This is a genomic window from Diplocloster modestus (assembly GCF_019042245.1).
Classification (GTDB): domain Bacteria; phylum Bacillota; class Clostridia; order Lachnospirales; family Lachnospiraceae; genus Diplocloster; species Diplocloster modestus.
This window is the reverse complement of sequence record NZ_JAHQCX010000011.1, coordinates 65,285-83,118: the sequence shown is the minus strand read 5'-3', so window position 1 is coordinate 83,118 and position 17,834 is coordinate 65,285. Positions and strand designations below refer to the sequence as shown.

Here is a 17,834-nt window from a genome sequence, read left to right as displayed (position 1 = left end):
GATTGAAGGGGGATTTAGAAATGTATAATATATTTGACTTTTAATCATTTATATGTTACTCTCATTGTGTGGAACGATTATGCCGAAAGATAGGCTGAAAAAAAGGCTGCTTCCATTCGGAAATTATTGAGATAAGGATGTGATGCCATGCCCAAAAACCTGCGTATTAAGTCGGCAAGAGCCGCTCTTGATCTGTCTCAGAAGGATCTGGCTTGTGCCGTAGGTGTCACCAGGCAAACGATCAATGCTATTGAAAAAGGTGACTATAATCCGACTATCAACCTTTGTATCCGCATCTGCAGAATTCTTGGCAAAACTTTAGACGAATTGTTCTGGGATGAGTCAGAACATGCATATATGGAGGAAAAATGAAGAAACTATTAAACAATGATTTTGATGAACGACAGTTAAAAATACGGGGAGCGGTGTATCTTCACACCCTGATTGTGATGGCCCTTCTCATTTTGGCAAATGCGTTCTTACGCATGAACGGCGTGATCTGGGCCGACGAGCTTTATCAGGCTTTGCTTCTGATCATGCTGCCGGTTACGGTTGGTTCCATAGAGCTCATTTGTAAGGACGCCTATATCGGAGTCCGGCGCTCTTATCGGGCAATGATTATGGTATTGGGCCTGTGCGGAATGGTCGGATTCTTCCCTCCGCTGGTCTCGATTCTGTCCGGCAGAGACAGGTTTTTGGCGAATGGCTCTTTCACAGCTCTTGGGCTGCGGATGATGGTCAGTTTCTGCTGTCTGAGCATCTCGACCGTGTTTACTGCGCGGTATTTTTATGAGCGGCAGCACCGGGAAGATTAACGTATTACGGATCTCCCTGAGGATTTATGATTGATTAACGATATATATAAACGGCGGTCCCGGCTTGTATCCTGACAGACACAGATACGGGACCGCCGTAATTTTTTATATATCTTAATTCTTATAAGTTTTCATTATTTTCTTTCACTATGTACCGCTTACAGATTCTTATCGTTAACCCAGCGGATATTTTGGTTAAGCCTTCTGCTCTTTAGGCAGCAGTGCATTTAGTAAAATAGCAACCATATTATTCTTTCTTTTATCTTTAGAATATCTGATTGAATTTCTAAGAAATATCTTTAGAATATCTGTCTGAAATTCTGTGAAAATTCTTTAGAATTAAATACTATAATTTTCCTAGATTTACCAGAGAGTTCCAGATCTGACAAACAAAAAATGAGGCATATCCGATGACAAAACCAAGAATAAAACAACTGATTCCTTATCTTCTATTGGCAACCCTGGCTCTTGCGCTGGTTCTACTGATCTGGCCCGCCCACAGTAACTATGGTTCTAAAATGGATTGGTTAAGCCAGCACAGCGTTTTTCCGGAATATTTCAGACAATTGTTTTACCAGACCGGTAATCTATTTCCAGATTATGCTCCGGAACTGGGCGGCGGTCAGAATATCTACTACTTTGCCTACTACGGTCTGCTTAACCCCCTGCTCCTGCCATCCTATCTCATGCCTTCTGTCCCCATGACGGACTATATCGCGGTCATGGCGGTACTTTGCGTAATCGCCAGTGTCTGTCTCTTTTACTATTGGCTGAGAAGCCATACATGTGCCATGCTTCCCCGCCTGACCGTATCCGTACTGTTTTTGTGCGCTTCCCCGGTGCTGTTCCATTCCCACCGCCACATTATGTTCATGGACTATATGCCTTTTCTGCTCTTGGCTTTGATTGGAACCGACTGTTACTTCAGAACCGGGAAACGGGCTCTGGTCTGCATCAGTGTCTTCTTCTGCATCATGATCAGCTATTTTTTCAGCGTAGGCTGTATCGGCACTATCCTGATCTATTCCCTCTACTTAAGCTATGGGCAGAATACCCGCCTATTCAGCAAAGAGACTCTCCGTCCTCTCTTGCATATTCTGCCTGCTATCCTGACTGCTGTCCTGATGGCAGGTGTGCTTCTGCTGCCGGTCGCCTATGTAATCCTGAACGGCCGGAGCGGTTCCGGTTCTCTTTCCTTCCTGAGCCTTCTTTGCCCGAAATTCTCTATAGACTGGCTTCTGTACAGTGCTTACGGTACAGGACTGACCTGTTTTTCCCTGGCAGCGCTGCTTGCCGCCTGCCTCAGCAAAAATCGTCCGCTCCGCCTTCTCGCTGTGCTGCTGATATTTTTGCAGATGATTCCCCTCTTCGTATACCTGTTAAACGGGACTTTATACCTGCGCGCCAAAGCCCTGATTCCCTTTCTCCCTCTCTATCTTCTGCCCGCTCTCCATCTACTGCAGTATTTAAAAAGCAGACTGCGCAGGCAGTCCGCCCTGTGTTATCTCCTGATCCTGACCTCCTGTATCACTTCTCTCATCGTAAATCACACCGAGACTTGGGCCGGCCAATCCATCACGGAATCCCTGCGCCTGACGGAAAAGGAAAAGCTCCTCTCCTCCCTCCCGGTCTCCGTTCCCTGCCGCACCGACGACCTGGATGATAACGCCCTGACTATGAACCAGACCTTTGGCCTGAAAGCCCGCCGGACCTCCATATACTCTTCCACCTCCAACAAAGATTACTTCCACTTTCTATCCGAATGTCTGGGAAACGCAAAGCCCTCCAGGACCAGCCTGATCAGCGCCTCCACATCCAACATATTTCTCCAGTCCCTGCTGGGGGTCCGCTATCTTCTCTGCGGGAATCAGGTTCCTGCCGGCTGCCTTCCGCTTCAGACAGAAGGCTCCACCACGCTGTATGAAAATGGCAACGCCCGCCCCCTGGCCTACGCCACCAACTGTCTCTACTCAGAAAGCAGCTACAAAGCCCTGCGTTTTCCCTACACGCTCCAGCCCCTGTTCGAAGGAATCATCACGCAACACGCTTCCCAGGATGTCCCTTCCATCACCGAATCCTGGCTCACTCCCCTGTCCCTTCCTTCCATAACTGAGCCCGATAATCTCCATATCACCCAATCCTCCGGCAGCCTCAAAATAGAGGCCGCCGACAATGCCACCGCCGTCCTTCCACTTGACACCCCCCTCACCGACCAGATACTCATCCTGGAATTCCAGGTCGATGACACCCTCAATCCTCCCACCTTTGATACCTCCGTCACCGTCAACGGAATACAGAACAAGCTGTCCAAGAAAACCGCCTCCTACCCTAACCATAACGATCAATTCCGTTACGTCATCTCCTCCGACACTCCCATAACCCACCTGGACCTCTGCTTCAGCCCCGGCACCTACACGCTCTCCTCCATCCAGGCCTACACCGTGAACACCGCCGCCTTCCAGTCCGCTGTGACCTCCGTTATCCCCCTGATCCCGGATGCCGCCCTATCCGGTTCCCTTCCCATCCTTCAGGGAACCATAGATCTGCCCGCCGATAGTTACCTGGCCACCACCCTTCCCTATGATCAGGGCTACACCGTCACCGTCGACGGCCGTCCGCAGCCCTATGAAAAAGTAAACACCGCCTTTGTTGGTCTCCCCTTAACCAAAGGCTTCCACAAAATCACCATCACCTACCAAGCTCCCTTTAAGCTCCTGGGTCTCATCTGCTCCCTCCTGGGTTTTCTCCTCTTTTTCACCCTGCTTAGGCCCTGGCGGAGGCGCTTCAACCGTGATCGTACTGGTTTCTGAAAGAGTTCCGGGGAAAAAGGACCGGGTGGCCGGAGGCCGGGGAAGCGCGGAAAGGACGGAGGCGCACGGGGCTTGACCAGTTGGGGCCGGGGAAATTCTCACCTGGGGGAAGGCATTGGCCAATCATATTAGTTGCACTTACGCAGAAAGAGTAAAAGCCCTGTTTTCTGTCACACTGTTTGAGCCATTTTTTGGCGAGTTTGTGACAGAAAATGTAATGGGGGCTTTTTCTCTTTCGGAGTTAGTGCAACTTATATGATTGGACACAGCCTTCCCCCAGGTGAGAATTTCCCCGGCCCCAACTGGTCAAGCCCCGTGCGCCTCCGTCCTTTCCGCACTTCCCTGGCCTCCGGCCACCCGATCCTTTTTCCCCTGCCCTGGTCCCATACCTGACCCTATAGCTGACCCCATATCTGATCATTTAAGCAGCAGTACTTTTTTCACGCACCCGTTGGCTCCGCTGCTTTTGATCTTAAGGCCGTCAATGTCCCCGATGAATTTGGAGAAATTTTTGTAGCCGTAATTTTTAACGCTGAACTGGGGGAATCGGCTGACCAGCCACTGGTTAAGCTGGCTCATGTTTACTTCTGGTTCCCCTTTCTCCTGCATGTATTTGAGGAGTTCTTTACGGACGTGGTCTATGTTGGCTTTGTTGTCTTTTAAGTATACATAAATGGATTTCTTGATCTCCGATTGCTCGAAGCAGTCAAAGGTGGTAAGGAATTTTGATAATTTGGTATAGCCGTAGTTGCGGACGTCAAAATCGGGATGCCGCTTTAGGATGCGGTTGCCCAGCTCTCCCATGTCGATCCCCCGGGCCTCATCGCCGTTCTCGTTTATGATATTGATCATGGCCTGTTTTATGGTTTCCAGGTCGGTCATGTCGGCTACGTCTTTCTGGCTGCGGCTGTCTGACGGGGCTGCCTCGGTGAATTTGGATTTTGAGGGATTCAGGTTAATTTCTTCCTCTTCGGTTTCCGCGTCCTCAGTCAGGATATCCAGGTATTTGAAGATGTTGCAGGCGACCCGGAAGGGCTGGGGAGTTTTCTTTTCCCCCATTCCAATCACCATCATACCGGATTCCCGCAGGCGAACCGCCAGACGGGTAAAGTCACTGTCACTGGATACGATACAGAAGCCTTCTACCTTCGAGGAATATAGAATGTCCATCGCGTCGATGATCATCGCGGAATCGGTCGCGTTTTTTCCAACGGTGTAGCTGTATTGCTGTATGGGAGTAATGGAATTTTCCAGTAATACATTTTTCCAGCTGGACGAGGATGTGCTCGTCCAGTCTCCGTATATTCGCTTATAGGTTACTATTCCGTAGTTTGAAATCTCATCCATGATGTATTTGATATATTTGGACGATACATTGTCCGAATCGATCAAAACGGCAAATCTTTTTTCCTCAGTCACTATTCTTTCTTCCTTTCCTGTGTTTAAGCATGGGAAATATTTGTATATTTGGCGATATCGTCACTTATGGTACACAGATCTTCGATATTGAGATCATGCACATTTTCGTGGCCGGTAATACGTGCGAATGTCTTAAGCTCCGCGGTGGAGACATTCAGGAAATTCGCCACTCTCTGGGCGGCCGCGTCGATTTTTAATCTGGAACGGAGTTCCGGGTCCTGGGTGGCCACACCCACCGGACATTTTCCGGTTCCGCAGATCCGGTACTGCTGGCAGGCCGCCGCGATGAGTCCGGCGGAAGCCATAGCTACCGCATCTGCTCCCATCGCCAGCGCCTTGGCTGCGTCGGCGGATACCCGAAGGCCGCCGGTGATCACCAGATCGATTTCCAGGTCGTGCTCCATCAGATATTTTTTGGCCCGGTGCAGCGCATAGACGGTGGGCACGCTGGTGGCATCCCGCACCAGCTTAGGGCTGGCCCCTGTGGCGCCTCCCCTTCCGTCGATGGTTATAAAGTCAGGCTGCGCATATGCGATGTATTGCAGATCTTTCTCGATCCGTCCGGCGGCTATCTTGATTCCGATGGGGCGGCCGTCTGAAGTCTCTCTTAACTGGTCAACCAGTTTTTTCAGATCTTCTTTGGACTGGATCATTTCGAACCTGGAGGGACTGATTACGTCCTGGCCCAATGGTTTATTGCGGATGTCGGCGATCTCCTGCGTTACCTTGTCTCCGGGCAGATGTCCGCCCATGCCGGGCTTCGTTCCCTGTCCGATCTTAATCTCTATGGCATCGGAGGTTCTTAAGTTCTCTGTGGTCACACTGTACATGTTGGGCACATATTCGAATATGTATTTGTAGGCCGAAGCTTTCTCCGCCGGAAGGACACCGCCTTCACCGCTGCACATAGCTGTCTTTGCCATAGCGGAACCACGTGCCAGCGCGACTTTGGTTTCTGCAGACAAGGCTCCGAAGGACATGTGGGAAATATAGATCGGGCTTTCTAACACCATCGGTTTTTTCGCGTGTTTTCCGATGATCGTGGTGGTAGTTACCGGCGCATGTTCATCTAACGGGAACGGATTTAACTGTGCTCCCATGATCAGGATCTCATCCCAGGAAGGCATCGGCCTCCTCGTTCCCATCGCTTCTATGATAGACCGGCCGGTGACAGCCATCTCATGAATATCGTCCATATGACGCGCGGTTTCATCCATTCTGGCGTATTCCGTCGGATAAGACAGGGAATTTTCCGGTTCCTGCGGCTGCATTTCCTGTGTTTCTTCCACTTGTATGAATGTGGATGCCGGTCTGTGGCAGACCGGACACAGCTTAAAATCAGAAAAAGGGATTCCCATTGCCTCCTCATCGTAAATATACCCACATACCCTACACTTATACTTTGCCATATGCCTTCTCCTTTTCTGTTTTGTATTTTAAATTTGTATTGTAATAACTATTATTCTCATATATGCCTTTTCTGTTCCCCTGCCTTAATACTATATTATAACACAATAAGAATGAACTTTGTGAACTAATTGAAACACTTTTTTAAAACGAAAAAGACAGGCAGATACTTTCTGTCTGTACCAGCGCCTGTTCTTTCAGGAATTCCTGTAAAGTCTGGCCTAAAACGCAAACGATTTTCTCATGAAAAGTGACCAAAAATACCGGTCATCTATATCGTATAGTTTTCACAAACTTAAAAACAGCAGCATTTCTATCTATGGTTTTTCTCCAAAATTCATGTTATAATCCAACTATAACCAACGTGTAGTTTGCTCAGCACAACGTAAGTCCAGTTGCGGCATTCCACACGTTTTTTATATTTATTTCGAAATTAATCTTATTCCATCAGCCACTCACAGGGAATAAACAAGAAAGGCGTTGATCAAATGTTTCAGGTAAATGACACAGTTTCTTACGGGACACACGGTGTGTGTCAAATCACAGAAATCGGGGAAAAGAATCTGACCGGCAAATCCATGGAATATTATATTCTGAAGCCGGTATATAACGAAAACTCTACTCTCTACGTCCCGGTCCACAGTGAAAACTTAACCGGTAAGATGCGCAGAATCCTGTCTGTCCGGGAAATCAGAGAAATGATCCGGCAAATGCCATACCACCAGGAGGATTGGATCGATAATGAAAATCTGCGCAAGACAAGATACAGGGAACTTCTCACCGACGGAAACCGCACAGAACTCCTGAAAATGCTGCGAACCCTGTACCTGCACCAGCAGGAACAGATATCTAAAGGAAAAAAGCTTCACAACACCGATGAACGCTTTTTCCGGGAAGCTGAAAAGCTGCTTTTTGATGAGATAGCCCTGGTCCTCCACATAAAGCCAAGCCAGGTACTGCCCTTTATTCTGGAGCAGATCCAGGCTACAGATAATGGCCAGAAGGAGGTGAAAGCATGAAACGTATCATAAGCGCATGTCTGGAACAGACACAAAAATTTGAGTCCCTGGAAGAATTTGAAGCTTATCAAAACAGCCTGGACCGAAAACATATCAAATACAAAATCGTAGACAAGCAAGAACAGCCCGGACATTCCGTATCCATAAAAATAATCCGGTCTTATAACGACTATCCCGTTGGCAATTACATGGATTAGTCCTAACAAAGGAAAAATTGCTATCTGCAAAAAAGGAAAAGGTGATCATATGAAACGCATCCAATCGGCCTGTCTAAACCAGACCATCCACTTCCAGCTAAAAGACCACATCGGCCAAGCTGCCGCAGCGAACCATGTAAAAGGCGAATATGAAAATTACAAAAGACAGCTGGAACGCAGCCACACAAAATATAAGATCCTGGAAGAAAACACCCAAAACGACGGTTCTATCATCATAAAGATCAAAAAACAACTGAATACTTACGATGTTGGCGCTTATCTGGATTAATCCACTAATCTAAATGCAATCGGTCCGGCCGGACCGATTGCATTTAGATTTCAGCAGGTAAATCCTTACGTGACAGAAGAGAACAAGACACGCAATATCCCCGTCATCCTTCCATAGCTATAGTGGATAAATATTCAGTCTCTTTATCTTTCCTTCCCGGTCGACTTCCGATATATATGCCATAACCGGTACGACGTGCTCCTGGTAAATGATAAAGTACCAGACGATATCATTCCCCTTGTACCGCACGCTGCGGATGGTAAACGGCCCGCCATTAAAGCCGAATTTATGATGGAACATCATTTCAATAGCCATTTTCCCTTCCAGATGCAGGGTATCCATCCCAGCCTTGTTAACCGAAGAATCATGGAGTACGCCGTGTTCGTTGAACAGATCCGCCAGCGCCACGCAGTCCCCTTTTTTCATACAATCAATATATTGCTCTAATATTTTCATTCGGAACCCTCCTTCTTATATCTGTTCGGAACGCAGCAGCGCGTCAATTCCACCGTCCACAAAGAGAATCACTCCATTGATCCCGCTGGCTTCGGGGGAGGCCAGAAACACAATGCCATTTGCGATCTCTTCCGCATCCAGGAATTCCCTTCTGCCGTATCTGGTTGGAATCGGAATCAAAAGTGCCGCATCCATCTGGGCTTCCGTCATATTCTGTGTCATCGGTGTAGTCGTATTGCCGGGCGCCACGGCGTTAATCCGCAGTCCGTCTACCGCCCAGGACGGAGATACCCGCCGTACCCATCGGGCCAGCGCGTGTTTGGAGGAACTGTAGCAGGACGCAGTCAATGTGTCCGGGATCTCTCCTATGTATTCCATCGTCCGGTCTTCATCCATTACATCCGCCAGCATATCCACCCAGTCTTTTCTCACGGTCATATTTGTGATCGAGTTGGAAGAAGTCACCACACAGCAGCCGTTCTTTTTTCGAAGAAGCGGCCGCAGGCCTTCCGCGATCTGAACACTGGCATAAAAATTCAATGCAAAAATCACCTTCGGCGGCGCCGTAGGACCTACCCCCGCATTGCAGATTAATCCGTCTATTCCATCCGGATATTTCAGTATAACAGCTTCAATGGCGTCCTGCCTGCCTTCCTTCGTAGACAAATCAGCCAGATAGTCGCCGCCTTTGTAGTCAATATTGTACACCTCATGCCCCTGATCCTGTAATTTCTTCCTGGTCGCTGCACCAATTCCGGTGGTGCCTCCTGTAATTACATAAATACTCATACGTTCCCTTCCTTTCTTATCTCCCATCACCTGAAAAGATTGTTAAAAATTTAATAATAGGAATTATTATTGTTTTAACAATATAATGCTATCACGTATGGCAAATACTGTCAATTTAATTAAAATCTTAACATTATGATTAAAATTTTAACAAAATCGGAGGGGGCCGCAACAGGAATACGGCACCTTACCTGCACTCATACCGTGGGGCGCAGGTGAAACACAAGCGGCACTGATTACGCGGCTCCGGTCATTCGGGCAATGGCGGCGAACAGGAAACAGAACAGCATTCCAAATACCGTGGGAATCAGTAAGGCAGCGGCAGTCCATTTCAGGCTGCCGGTCTCCTTGTGAATCGTCAGGCAGGCAGTCGAACAGGGCCAGTGCATCAGACAGAACAGCATCGTACATACGGCAGTAACCCAGGTCCAGCCGTTCTGCACCAGTAACTTTCGCAGTTCCCCCAGATCATTTAACTCCAAAAGGCTGCCGGTTGCCATATAAGACATAATAATAATCGGAACAACGATTTCATTAGCCGGAAAGCCCAGGATAAAGGCCAAAAGGATCACCCCATCCAGACCCAGAAGCCTGGCAAAAGGGTCCAGGAACCCGGACGTACAGGCCAGCAGGCTTCTCCCATCCACCTGAACATTCGCCATAACCCAGATAACCAGCCCGGCAGGCGCTGCGACCAGTACTGCTCTCCCCAGCACGAAAAGGGTCCGGTCAAAGATCGATCTCACGATCACTTTACCGATCTGCGGTTTTCGGTAAGGCGGAAGCTCCAGTGCGAAGGAGGAGGGCACTCCTTTTAAAACCGTCCTGGATAATAAGGAAGATACCAGAAATGTCATCAGGATTCCAAACAGGATCACCAGTGTCAGCAGGATGGCGGAGGCCGCAGAAGTCATAGCGCCGGACCAGGTTCCGATCAGAAACATGCTGATGATGGCGATCAGCGTGGGAAATCTGCCGTTACAGGGAACAAAATTATTGGTCAGGATCGCGATCAGGCGTTCCCTGGGCGAATCGATAATACGGCATCCCGTTATCCCGGCCGCATTACAGCCAAATCCCATGCACATGGTAAGCGCCTGTTTTCCGCAAGCGCAGGCCCTGTGAAAGCAATGATCCAGATTAAAAGCCACTCTCGGAAGGTATCCGAAATCCTCCAGCAGCGTAAACAGCGGGAAAAAGATCGCCATGGGAGGCAGCATGACCGAGACCACCCAGGCCAGGACCCGGTAAACTCCAAAGATCAGCGGTTCATACAGCCATGCCGGCATATGGATCCATACACAGAACGCAAGCAGCTGATCCTGAATCCGGAACAAAAGATCCGCCAGCAGCTCGGACGGGACATTGGCCCCCACGATCGTGATCCAAAACACAGCGCACAGGAGTAACAGCATGATTGGTATTCCGGTCAGTCTGCTGGTCAGAATTTTATCGAGCCTGCGTTCCCGCTCCCTGTATGTTACATTTTCGATCATAACCACATCCCGGCACAGCTGTTCTGCTGTCTGCACCAAATGCGTCATCTCCTCCTCCGCGTCATTCTTAAGCATGTCTTCCCGATTGATTTCCGGCCGGTACGGATCGTGCTCCGTCAGATACTCCGGCAATGTCTGCACTCGCTTAAGCAGTTCGGGCAGCCCCTCTTTACTTCTGGCGCTGGTTCCCACTACCGGAATGCCCAGTCTTTGTTCAAGCAGCCGTAAGTTCAGCCTGATCTTTTTCTTTCTTGCCTCATCCAGCAGATTCACACAGACTATAACGTTTTCCGTAAAGGAAAGTGTCTGCAATACCAGAATCAGATTCCGCTCCAGGCAGGTGGCGTCACAGACCACGATCACCGCCTCCGCCTCGCCGGAGCAGATATATTCCCCGGCCAGCTCTTCCTCTGCCGAATGGGGCGATAAGGAATACGTACCGGGCAGATCCACGATTCGGTATGTTTCCCCCTCATATGTACAGTGGCCATAAGCCACCGCTACCGTCTTCCCCGGCCAGTTTCCGGTATGCTGGTTCATGCCGGTCAATGCATTGAATACTGTACTTTTTCCTACGTTGGGATTTCCTGCCAAAGCGATACTGCGTTCTTCATTTTTATATTCCATAGACTACTCCTTTGCGCATTCCCAGACCAGAATACCGGAGGAATCCTCCGTACGCAGCGCAATCACTGCTCCCCGGATCTCATAGGCTGCCGGGTCACCGCTGGGGCTTTTCTGCCTGCATAATATTTTAGTACCCGCGACTACGCCCAGGTCAAATAGCCTGCGGCGCATTGCTCCCTTATTGATAATTCCGGCAACTATGGCCGACTGTCCTTCTTTCAGGTCACACAATGATTTTCCTCTTGCCATACGACCAACTCCTGTTATTTCCCATTTCCCTTTTTTAAAATTTAGTTCAGGGAAACTTTGTTTCTTGCTATATGATATTCAGCCCCCTTTCAAGTGTTACAGCGATCTTGCCGGTTTTTTACCGATTTTTCATGCACGCTTCCCCTATGTGCTGCGCTTTCCTCTATTCGCCTTATCTTACAGCGTTCAGAAGTCCTTGCCGGCTTCTGGGGCATATCCTGCCATGCAGGTACATAAACTTAAAAAGGAAATGTCTCCGCGGATTATTTATCCATCCCGCTGCTGCGATATTTCAAATTCAATATCACATACAGAACAGGAAGTGAACCCATGCAGGATGACCAATTTTATACCAGCAAAGGCTATGAGACCAGAAACCCGGGTGAACTGTCTCCGGCTATGGAAGACTATCTGGAAATGATCTGCCGCCATATTCAGGAAGGGAACATTATGCGCATTAACGTGCTGGCCTCCCTATTGCATGTCACGCCTCCCTCCGCCTCTAAAATGGTCAACAAGCTCAAAGACATGGGCTACGTGTCCTTTCAGCCCTATGGCTATATCCAGTTAACGGAAAAAGGCGTCCAAAAAGGGCAATTCCTTCTTGAACGCCATAATATCCTTCACCAGCTGTTCTGCCTGATCAACCACTCCGACAATGAATTGGAAACCGTAGAATTGATCGAGCATTATATTAATGAGGCTACTATTTATAATATCCGAACATTTTTAGATTCTCTTCCCAGGTAGCGGATCCTCTTTTCCTGCATTTCTTATTTTATACGATCACTTCATTAAACTGTATTCTGGCTCTTCATAAAACTGTATATCCCTCTTGACAGTTTCGTTCCAGGGTAGTATCATGAACATTGTTCAAGTTGAAGTTGAGGAGATGAATAGCGTATGAACAAAAATGTAACTTCCAAAGAACATATCCTGTCCGTTACACAGGAAATAGCGAAGAGCGAGGGGCTTGCGAACATCAGTATCCGCAAGGTGGCCGAGCGGTGCAATATAGCCATTGGTTCCATTTATAACTACTATCCCACCAAATCGGCCCTGATCATAGCTGTCATCGAAAACTTCTGGTGTGGTCTGTTTCACCGGGATATCTGCACTTGGTCCGATAAAACACGGTTTACGGAAAGTTTCGAGGATATCTATCATAAATTTTATACATATCTCCAGGAGTTCCGTCAAAATTTTCTGCAGCAGATCGCCTCTCTTTCGGTAGCAGAGAAAGAAGCCGGCCGAAAAGCCGAGGCCGAAACCTTCCAGCACATTCAAAAAGGCTTTCTGACTCTGCTGGAACGGGATTCCCAGATCCGGGAAGACATCTGGAACGAAAATTTCACGAAGGAGAATTTCTCCCTATTCCTTTTTGCCAACATGATGTGTATGCTGCGGAATGACCAGACTGAATGCTCCTTTTTTATTGAACTGCTGAACCGGCTGCTTTATGACTGATTCTATATCGCACAGGCCGCATCGGTACCGATTCCGTAAAAGAGCTTCGTTCCGGAAGTATTTAGTTTTATCTTTCAAATTGAACCTTGTTCATATTTTACAAAATAATCCTGCCATACAAATTAATTAGAAAGCAAATATTTGTAGAAACTCTTTATTGCAGAAACTCATTATTGTAAAATTGTAGAAACTTTTTATTGTAGAAACTCATTATTGTAAAAAAGAAAGGATGTCTACTATGCAGGCAATTATGGAAACTTTATTCGATATCGTATATTTAACCACCGTCATCACCCTGGGAATCCTGATGATCCGGCGTGCCGGCTCCAACACCCAAACCAAACTGTTCGGAATCATGGCCGTCGTGCTGGGATGCGGCGACGCCTTCCATCTGATCCCCCGGGCCTACGCGCTCTGCACCGACGGCCTGGCCGCCCATGCCGCCGCCCTGGGTATCGGAAAGCTCGTCACCTCCATCACTATGACCATTTTCTATGTCCTCCTCTATCACGTCTGGAGGAAACGCTACGAGATCACCGAGCGCGGGGCTCTGACCACAGCCATCTACATTCTGGCCGCCCTTCGCGTCGTCCTGTGCCTGTTTCCGCAGAACGCCTGGCTTGAAGCCGCTCCTCCCCTCTCCTGGGGTATCTGGCGGAACATCCCCTTCGCTCTGATCGGCCTTATTATCATCGTTCTCTTTTACCAGGAATCGCGCCGCCACCTTGACAAAGACTTCCGTTTTATGTGGCTGGCCATCACCATCAGTTTTTTGATGTATATTCCTGTGGTACTGTTCGCCGATACCATTCCGCCCGTTGGAGCCCTCATGATTCCCAAGACCATCGCCTATGTTTGGGTGGTCTGGATGGGATTTCAGGCTTCCCGGTCTCAAAAATAATTCTCCATTGTCCAGCTTTTAGTTGTAAAAGCCAACAAGATTTTTTATAATACTCTGTAAGATGTTAATCCAACAACAGGATAAAGGAGTATTATATGGACAAGAGAAATTTATTGAGAAGCAGATATTTTCTGTATGCAACCGAATTTTTCGCCGGTATGTCGGTTATGGCGATTGAGTTGGGTGCCAGCCGCCTGCTGGCGCCCTATTTCAGTTCCTCTCAGATCGTCTGGACCGTGATCATCGGTACGATCATGATTGCCATGGCCTTGGGGAATATCTGGGGAGGCCGGATGGCGGATAAGAATCCGGACCCGGGGCGGCTGTTCGGACGGCTGTTAATTGCCGCGGTCTGGATCGCCGCGATCCCTTTTGCCGGTAAATATGTGATCGCCGGGATTTCCCTGGCCGTAGCCATGGTGGTGGAAAAGAACTTCCTGGTCTGGGCTTCTCTGATCTGCTGCCTGGTGATCTTTGTATTTCCTCTGATGCTACTGGGTACCGTCACCCCGTCTCTGGTAAAATACACCATGGAGGATCTGGAGAATAACGGCGTGATCGTTGGGAAATTAGGCGCTTTAAATACGATCGGGAGTATCATCGGTACATTTTTGCCTACCTTTGTCACCATACCTGCCGTAGGAACCGCCGCCACATTTATTATATTTTCATCTGTTCTGGCGCTGCTCGGCATTCTTTATTTCCTCACCGTGAAAAAGAAGCTGGCCAAATGCGTGGTCAGCGTCCTGCTGATCGGAATTTTCAGCCTCTCTTCCGTTCAATACAGCTTCGCTTTTTGGGAAAAGGACTTAAGCTACGAGGGGGAGTCGATCTATAATTATCTGCAGGTGAAGGAGGACGACTCCAGTATCATCCTCTCCACCAACGTGCTGGCTGGAGTACAGTCCATCAAGATGAAAAACGCGGATCTGACCGGTATGTATTATGATTATGCCATGGCCGCCCCCTATATGGCCGGAGCCGGAAACCAGCCGGGCGGGGAGATCCTGATTCTGGGGCTTGGAACCGGCACTTATGCTTCCATGTGCACCCAATACCTGCCCGATGTAAAGATTGAAGGCGTGGAGATCGATGCGAAGATTGTCAAACTGGCGGATACTTATTTTGATCTGCCCGAAAGCGTCGATGTCAGCGTTTACGATGGCCGGGCTTATCTGTCCACAGACAAGAAATATGATGTCATTATGGTGGACGCCTATCAGGATATTACGATTCCGTTTCAGATGTCTACCGTAGAGTTTTTTACCATGGTGAGGGATCATCTGAACGAAGAAGGGGTGATGGTGGTAAATATGAATATGCACTCCTCAAAGGAGGGCTCCATCAACGAATATCTCTGTGATACCATCGCCTCGGTTTTTCCTCAGGTATATACGGCCGTTTTGGAACGGGGCACCAATATCGAACTTTTTGCATCTATGAATCCGGATATGCTGGCCGCCTTCGATCAGGGCCGGGCTTCTATCTCCGATCCGGATCTCGCCGCTATGATGGAGCAGGTGAGCGGCAGACTTACACCGGTAAAGGGCGGGAACCGGATCCTGACCGATGACAAGGCACCCGTGGAGCTTCTGGGTATGAAGGTGATCGATGAGCTTATCGCTGATGAACTTCAGTATTATAAGGAAATGATCAAATCCGGAGACTGGGAGGCGCTTTAAACTATGAAGAAATCCCTTGTTCTCTTTCTCACGGTATTACTGCTGTGCGCACTGGCCGCCTGCGGCAGTACTCCTGCCTCCACGAAACCGGCGGATTCTCCCATGCCTGCGGGTCCTGCCGCCGCCTCCGAAGAGGAGGAAGGCAAATCTTCGCTGGAATCTGAGGCGGAAACCCTGGCCAGTACGCTTCCCGGTATTGACCGGGCCGGAAATGAGATCGCCATTCCTAAAGAAATCCATAAAATCGTATCTCTGCTCCCGGCCGTCACCGAACTGCTCTGTGATCTGGGCCTTTCCAACCGCATCATCTGCGTGGATCCGGATTCACTGGAATACATAGCAGGTCTAAAGGCAGATGTTGCCGTGTGTAATCCGTTGGTGCCGGATATCCCAAAGATGCTCACTCTTGCGCCGGATATCATCTTTACCGACACCCGGATGGATTCTTCCGGGGTAAATATGTATAAGAGCGCTGAGGAGGCCGGTATCTGTGTCGCAGAAATTCCCTCTTCCCATACGATCGGGAGTATTGAGGATGATATACAGTTTGTAGCCGACTGTGTTGGAAAAACGATGGAGGGAGAAACCATTGTGGCGGAGATGGAAATTGATCTTCAGAAGATAGCATCCACCGGCAGGACCATCTCCGACCCCAAAACCGTGATGCTGGAGTTTTCCGGACTTCCTTCGATCAAAAGCTTTGGAACCGGCGTTTATCTCAATGAAATGCTGGAACTGATCGGCGCCCAAAATGCACTTGACGGGGAAATCGGCTGGGTGACTCTTGAGGAAGAACAAGCCCTTGAAGCTGATCCCGATGTGATCCTCACCGCTGCTGCGGGCACGGATACCGATGCCGTGGAAGAGATCCTGAACCGGCCCGGCTGGGAAAATATTACTGCGGTTCAGAATCTGGAGGTGTATGCCATTGACCGGTCCAGCTGTCTATTTCCGAATCAGCATCTCATCGAAGCTCTGCGGGAAATGGCTGAGGCAGTGTATCATTCCCCCAGCTGAAAAGTCAGCAGCACTGGATTATGATCCGAATACCGGAATCCGGCGTCAATATTCTCCACCGCCGTACACTCTACATTTTCGGACAATATGAATCCATCCAGAACTGTAACAAAATTTTCCCCTTTTACATAGGGGCGGTCCGCGTTCCGGCATGTGGGAACCAGATTCTCATCAACCTTTGGCAGCTGCAAACGCAGCCCTTTCCCCAGCATTTCTTTGGGAAAGGCCTCCGCCCAACCGGGAGTCTCCTGCTTTGATTGGAAGATCTCGGCCGAATTCCCATAGAGATCCTGGTTAAAATCCCCTGCACAGACGACGTAATTTCCCTTCCCGTATTCCTGCTGCATATCTTCCGACAGCATCTCAATCTGGTCTTCCCGGATACTTCCGTCCTTCGTATACGCGGACAGATGAATGTTATACAGGCATAATTCCCGGCCGTTCTCCACCGGAATCCTGCTTACCACATAACACCGGTCCAGATCCACGAATTTCATGGGGCTGGTATCGATCGGCAGACTTCTTCTCATGGCACTCTCTATCCGGTATCTGGAAAATGTGGCCAGGCCGGCTACTGACTTCCCATGAGGTTCCAGAATCGGATAAAACAGATAAGCGGAATCGAAATTCAGCGCGAAATCCACGGCCAGATCCGGAAACCATTCTTTCAGCATCTCATACTGGTTCACATGATAGCTCCTGGTGGCGTCAAGGTCCACTTCCTGAAAAAACGCAAAGTCCGGTTCCAGATTACTGATTAATCCGGCTGCCCCGTCCGTATTCTCTATCACCGCATCTTTGCTGAATGCTCTGGACTCGGTTCCCCCGTCCATAAAAAAGCTGTAATCCGCGGAGTATGCCCCGAATCCGATGTTAAATGTTGTGATCTTATAGGGCGTCTGTGTCTGGACCATAGCTTCCACATTATTCTCAGGCTCGACGGCGAGCCGGTCCTCTATCCTGTGGTAACTGGCAAATACATAGATCACATACCCCAGCACGACCAGGAGGAATACCCCCAGAACCGCCAGGATACTTTTTAATATCACCCGTTTCTTTTTCATAGCACATCCTCCCCTATCCTTTTTCTGTTATCTCCAGTTTAGACTTTTCCGGCCTATTCGTAAAGAATCTTTTAGATTTTCCTTCTTTTTTCTTAATAATTTCCTTCAGGAGATCTGAAGAATTGTTCGA

18 protein-coding genes are annotated in these 17,834 nt (G+C 48.8%); 11 read left to right on the top strand and 7 right to left on the bottom strand.

All coding sequences use genetic code 11. The annotated features are described in order from the left end of the window. Nucleotides 1-147 precede the first annotated feature (147 nt). The 3 genes from KTH90_RS15740 to KTH90_RS15730 all read left to right on the top strand — a co-directional run bounded on the left by KTH90_RS15740 (nt 148) and on the right by KTH90_RS15730 (nt 3,625). A complete protein-coding gene (locus tag KTH90_RS15740; protein ID WP_158352175.1) occupies nt 148-372 on the top strand; it encodes a helix-turn-helix transcriptional regulator in 225 nt (74 codons plus the stop codon). Then, nucleotides 369-815, top strand: coding sequence for a hypothetical protein (locus tag KTH90_RS15735; RefSeq protein WP_158352177.1), 447 nt, complete (start codon nt 369-371; stop codon nt 813-815). Before KTH90_RS15740 ends, KTH90_RS15735 begins: the two co-directional genes overlap by 4 nt. Before the next feature lie 410 nt (nt 816-1,225). Then, nucleotides 1,226-3,625: a YfhO family protein gene (locus tag KTH90_RS15730; RefSeq protein WP_158352179.1), complete on the top strand. Its 2,400-nt coding sequence runs from the start codon at nt 1,226-1,228 to the stop codon at nt 3,623-3,625. Between the two features lie 417 nt (nt 3,626-4,042). Here the strand turns inward: KTH90_RS15730 and KTH90_RS15725 are convergent, their stop codons facing one another. Next, entirely contained in the window at nt 4,043-5,044 is a 1,002-nt protein-coding gene (locus KTH90_RS15725) for an NYN domain-containing protein (protein WP_330656046.1), read from the bottom strand. A gap of 23 nt (nt 5,045-5,067) precedes the next feature. After that, a complete protein-coding gene (locus KTH90_RS15720) occupies nt 5,068-6,453 on the bottom strand; it encodes a glutamate synthase-related protein (RefSeq protein WP_158352183.1) in 1,386 nt (461 codons plus the stop codon). A gap of 486 nt (nt 6,454-6,939) precedes the next feature. Here KTH90_RS15720 and KTH90_RS15715 point away from each other — a divergent pair, with 486 nt between their 5' ends. From KTH90_RS15715 to KTH90_RS15705, 3 genes are read left to right on the top strand one after another with little or no spacing between them, the layout of a single operon-like run. Then, nucleotides 6,940-7,470 (top strand): CarD family transcriptional regulator, encoded by a 531-nt coding sequence (locus KTH90_RS15715; protein ID WP_158352185.1) that lies wholly within the window; start codon nt 6,940-6,942, stop codon nt 7,468-7,470. Then, on the top strand, nt 7,467-7,667 hold the full coding sequence (locus KTH90_RS15710; protein WP_158352186.1) for a hypothetical protein: 201 nt from the start codon (nt 7,467-7,469) through the stop codon (nt 7,665-7,667). The genes KTH90_RS15715 and KTH90_RS15710 overlap by 4 nt, the downstream gene beginning before the upstream one ends. Before the next feature lie 49 nt (nt 7,668-7,716). Further along, nucleotides 7,717-7,956 carry a hypothetical protein gene (locus KTH90_RS15705; protein ID WP_158352187.1) on the top strand — a complete coding sequence of 80 codons (240 nt, stop codon included), beginning with the start codon at nt 7,717-7,719 and terminating at the stop codon, nt 7,954-7,956. Nucleotides 7,957-8,073: 117 nt separating this feature from the next. Here the strand turns inward: KTH90_RS15705 and KTH90_RS15700 are convergent, their stop codons facing one another. The 4 genes from KTH90_RS15700 to KTH90_RS15685 all read right to left on the bottom strand — a co-directional run bounded on the left by KTH90_RS15700 (nt 8,074) and on the right by KTH90_RS15685 (nt 11,573). Beyond that, entirely contained in the window at nt 8,074-8,412 is a 339-nt protein-coding gene (locus KTH90_RS15700; protein WP_158352188.1) for a nuclear transport factor 2-like protein, read from the bottom strand. 15 nt (nt 8,413-8,427) lie between these two features. After that, on the bottom strand, nt 8,428-9,201 hold the full coding sequence (locus tag KTH90_RS15695; RefSeq protein WP_158352189.1) for an SDR family oxidoreductase: 774 nt from the start codon (nt 9,199-9,201) through the stop codon (nt 8,428-8,430). Nucleotides 9,202-9,437: 236 nt separating this feature from the next. After that, nucleotides 9,438-11,324, bottom strand: coding sequence for a ferrous iron transporter B (gene feoB, locus KTH90_RS15690; protein ID WP_158352191.1), 1,887 nt, complete (start codon nt 11,322-11,324; stop codon nt 9,438-9,440). 3 nt (nt 11,325-11,327) lie between these two features. After that, nucleotides 11,328-11,573: a FeoA family protein gene (locus KTH90_RS15685; RefSeq protein ID WP_158352193.1), complete on the bottom strand. Its 246-nt coding sequence runs from the start codon at nt 11,571-11,573 to the stop codon at nt 11,328-11,330. Nucleotides 11,574-11,903: 330 nt separating this feature from the next. Here KTH90_RS15685 and KTH90_RS15680 point away from each other — a divergent pair, with 330 nt between their 5' ends. From KTH90_RS15680 to KTH90_RS15660, 5 genes are all read left to right on the top strand, one after another. Further along, nucleotides 11,904-12,323: a metal-dependent transcriptional regulator gene (locus tag KTH90_RS15680; protein WP_158352194.1), complete on the top strand. Its 420-nt coding sequence runs from the start codon at nt 11,904-11,906 to the stop codon at nt 12,321-12,323. 153 nt (nt 12,324-12,476) lie between these two features. After that, nucleotides 12,477-13,040 carry a TetR/AcrR family transcriptional regulator gene (locus KTH90_RS15675; RefSeq protein ID WP_238727034.1) on the top strand — a complete coding sequence of 188 codons (564 nt, stop codon included), beginning with the start codon at nt 12,477-12,479 and terminating at the stop codon, nt 13,038-13,040. 238 nt (nt 13,041-13,278) lie between these two features. Then, nucleotides 13,279-13,941 carry a hypothetical protein gene (locus KTH90_RS15670; RefSeq protein WP_158352317.1) on the top strand — a complete coding sequence of 221 codons (663 nt, stop codon included), beginning with the start codon at nt 13,279-13,281 and terminating at the stop codon, nt 13,939-13,941. A gap of 95 nt (nt 13,942-14,036) precedes the next feature. Then, nucleotides 14,037-15,623, top strand: a complete 1,587-nt coding sequence (locus KTH90_RS15665; protein WP_158352196.1) for a spermidine synthase — start codon at nt 14,037-14,039, stop codon at nt 15,621-15,623. Between the two features lie 3 nt (nt 15,624-15,626). Next, nucleotides 15,627-16,640, top strand: coding sequence for an ABC transporter substrate-binding protein (locus tag KTH90_RS15660; protein ID WP_158352197.1), 1,014 nt, complete (start codon nt 15,627-15,629; stop codon nt 16,638-16,640). Here the strand turns inward: KTH90_RS15660 and KTH90_RS15655 are convergent. Beyond that, nucleotides 16,625-17,704, bottom strand: coding sequence for an endonuclease/exonuclease/phosphatase family protein (locus tag KTH90_RS15655; protein ID WP_158352198.1), 1,080 nt, complete (start codon nt 17,702-17,704; stop codon nt 16,625-16,627). The two genes, KTH90_RS15660 and KTH90_RS15655, sit on opposite strands and share 16 nt — an antisense overlap. Between the last annotated feature and the right edge of the window lie 130 nt (nt 17,705-17,834).

Excerpts from the sequence above, each read along its gene's own strand:
- KTH90_RS15740 (WP_158352175.1), top strand. The coding sequence starts at position 148 with ATGCCCAAAAACCTGCGTATTAAGTCGGCAAGAGCCGCTCTTGATCTG.
- KTH90_RS15735 (WP_158352177.1), top strand. The coding sequence starts at position 369 with ATGAAGAAACTATTAAACAATGATTTTGATGAACGACAGTTAAAAATA.
- KTH90_RS15730 (WP_158352179.1), top strand. The coding sequence starts at position 1,226 with ATGACAAAACCAAGAATAAAACAACTGATTCCTTATCTTCTATTGGCA.
- KTH90_RS15720 (WP_158352183.1), bottom strand. The coding sequence starts at position 6,453 with ATGGCAAAGTATAAGTGTAGGGTATGTGGGTATATTTACGATGAGGAG.
- KTH90_RS15715 (WP_158352185.1), top strand. The coding sequence starts at position 6,940 with ATGTTTCAGGTAAATGACACAGTTTCTTACGGGACACACGGTGTGTGT.
- KTH90_RS15710 (WP_158352186.1), top strand. The coding sequence starts at position 7,467 with ATGAAACGTATCATAAGCGCATGTCTGGAACAGACACAAAAATTTGAG.
- KTH90_RS15705 (WP_158352187.1), top strand. The coding sequence starts at position 7,717 with ATGAAACGCATCCAATCGGCCTGTCTAAACCAGACCATCCACTTCCAG.
- KTH90_RS15700 (WP_158352188.1), bottom strand. The coding sequence starts at position 8,412 with ATGAAAATATTAGAGCAATATATTGATTGTATGAAAAAAGGGGACTGC.
- KTH90_RS15695 (WP_158352189.1), bottom strand. The coding sequence starts at position 9,201 with ATGAGTATTTATGTAATTACAGGAGGCACCACCGGAATTGGTGCAGCG.
- feoB (WP_158352191.1), bottom strand. The coding sequence starts at position 11,324 with ATGGAATATAAAAATGAAGAACGCAGTATCGCTTTGGCAGGAAATCCC.
- KTH90_RS15685 (WP_158352193.1), bottom strand. The coding sequence starts at position 11,573 with ATGGCAAGAGGAAAATCATTGTGTGACCTGAAAGAAGGACAGTCGGCC.
- KTH90_RS15680 (WP_158352194.1), top strand. The coding sequence starts at position 11,904 with ATGCAGGATGACCAATTTTATACCAGCAAAGGCTATGAGACCAGAAAC.
- KTH90_RS15675 (WP_238727034.1), top strand. The coding sequence starts at position 12,477 with ATGAACAAAAATGTAACTTCCAAAGAACATATCCTGTCCGTTACACAG.
- KTH90_RS15670 (WP_158352317.1), top strand. The coding sequence starts at position 13,279 with ATGCAGGCAATTATGGAAACTTTATTCGATATCGTATATTTAACCACC.
- KTH90_RS15665 (WP_158352196.1), top strand. The coding sequence starts at position 14,037 with ATGGACAAGAGAAATTTATTGAGAAGCAGATATTTTCTGTATGCAACC.
- KTH90_RS15660 (WP_158352197.1), top strand. The coding sequence starts at position 15,627 with ATGAAGAAATCCCTTGTTCTCTTTCTCACGGTATTACTGCTGTGCGCA.
- KTH90_RS15655 (WP_158352198.1), bottom strand. The coding sequence starts at position 17,704 with ATGAAAAAGAAACGGGTGATATTAAAAAGTATCCTGGCGGTTCTGGGG.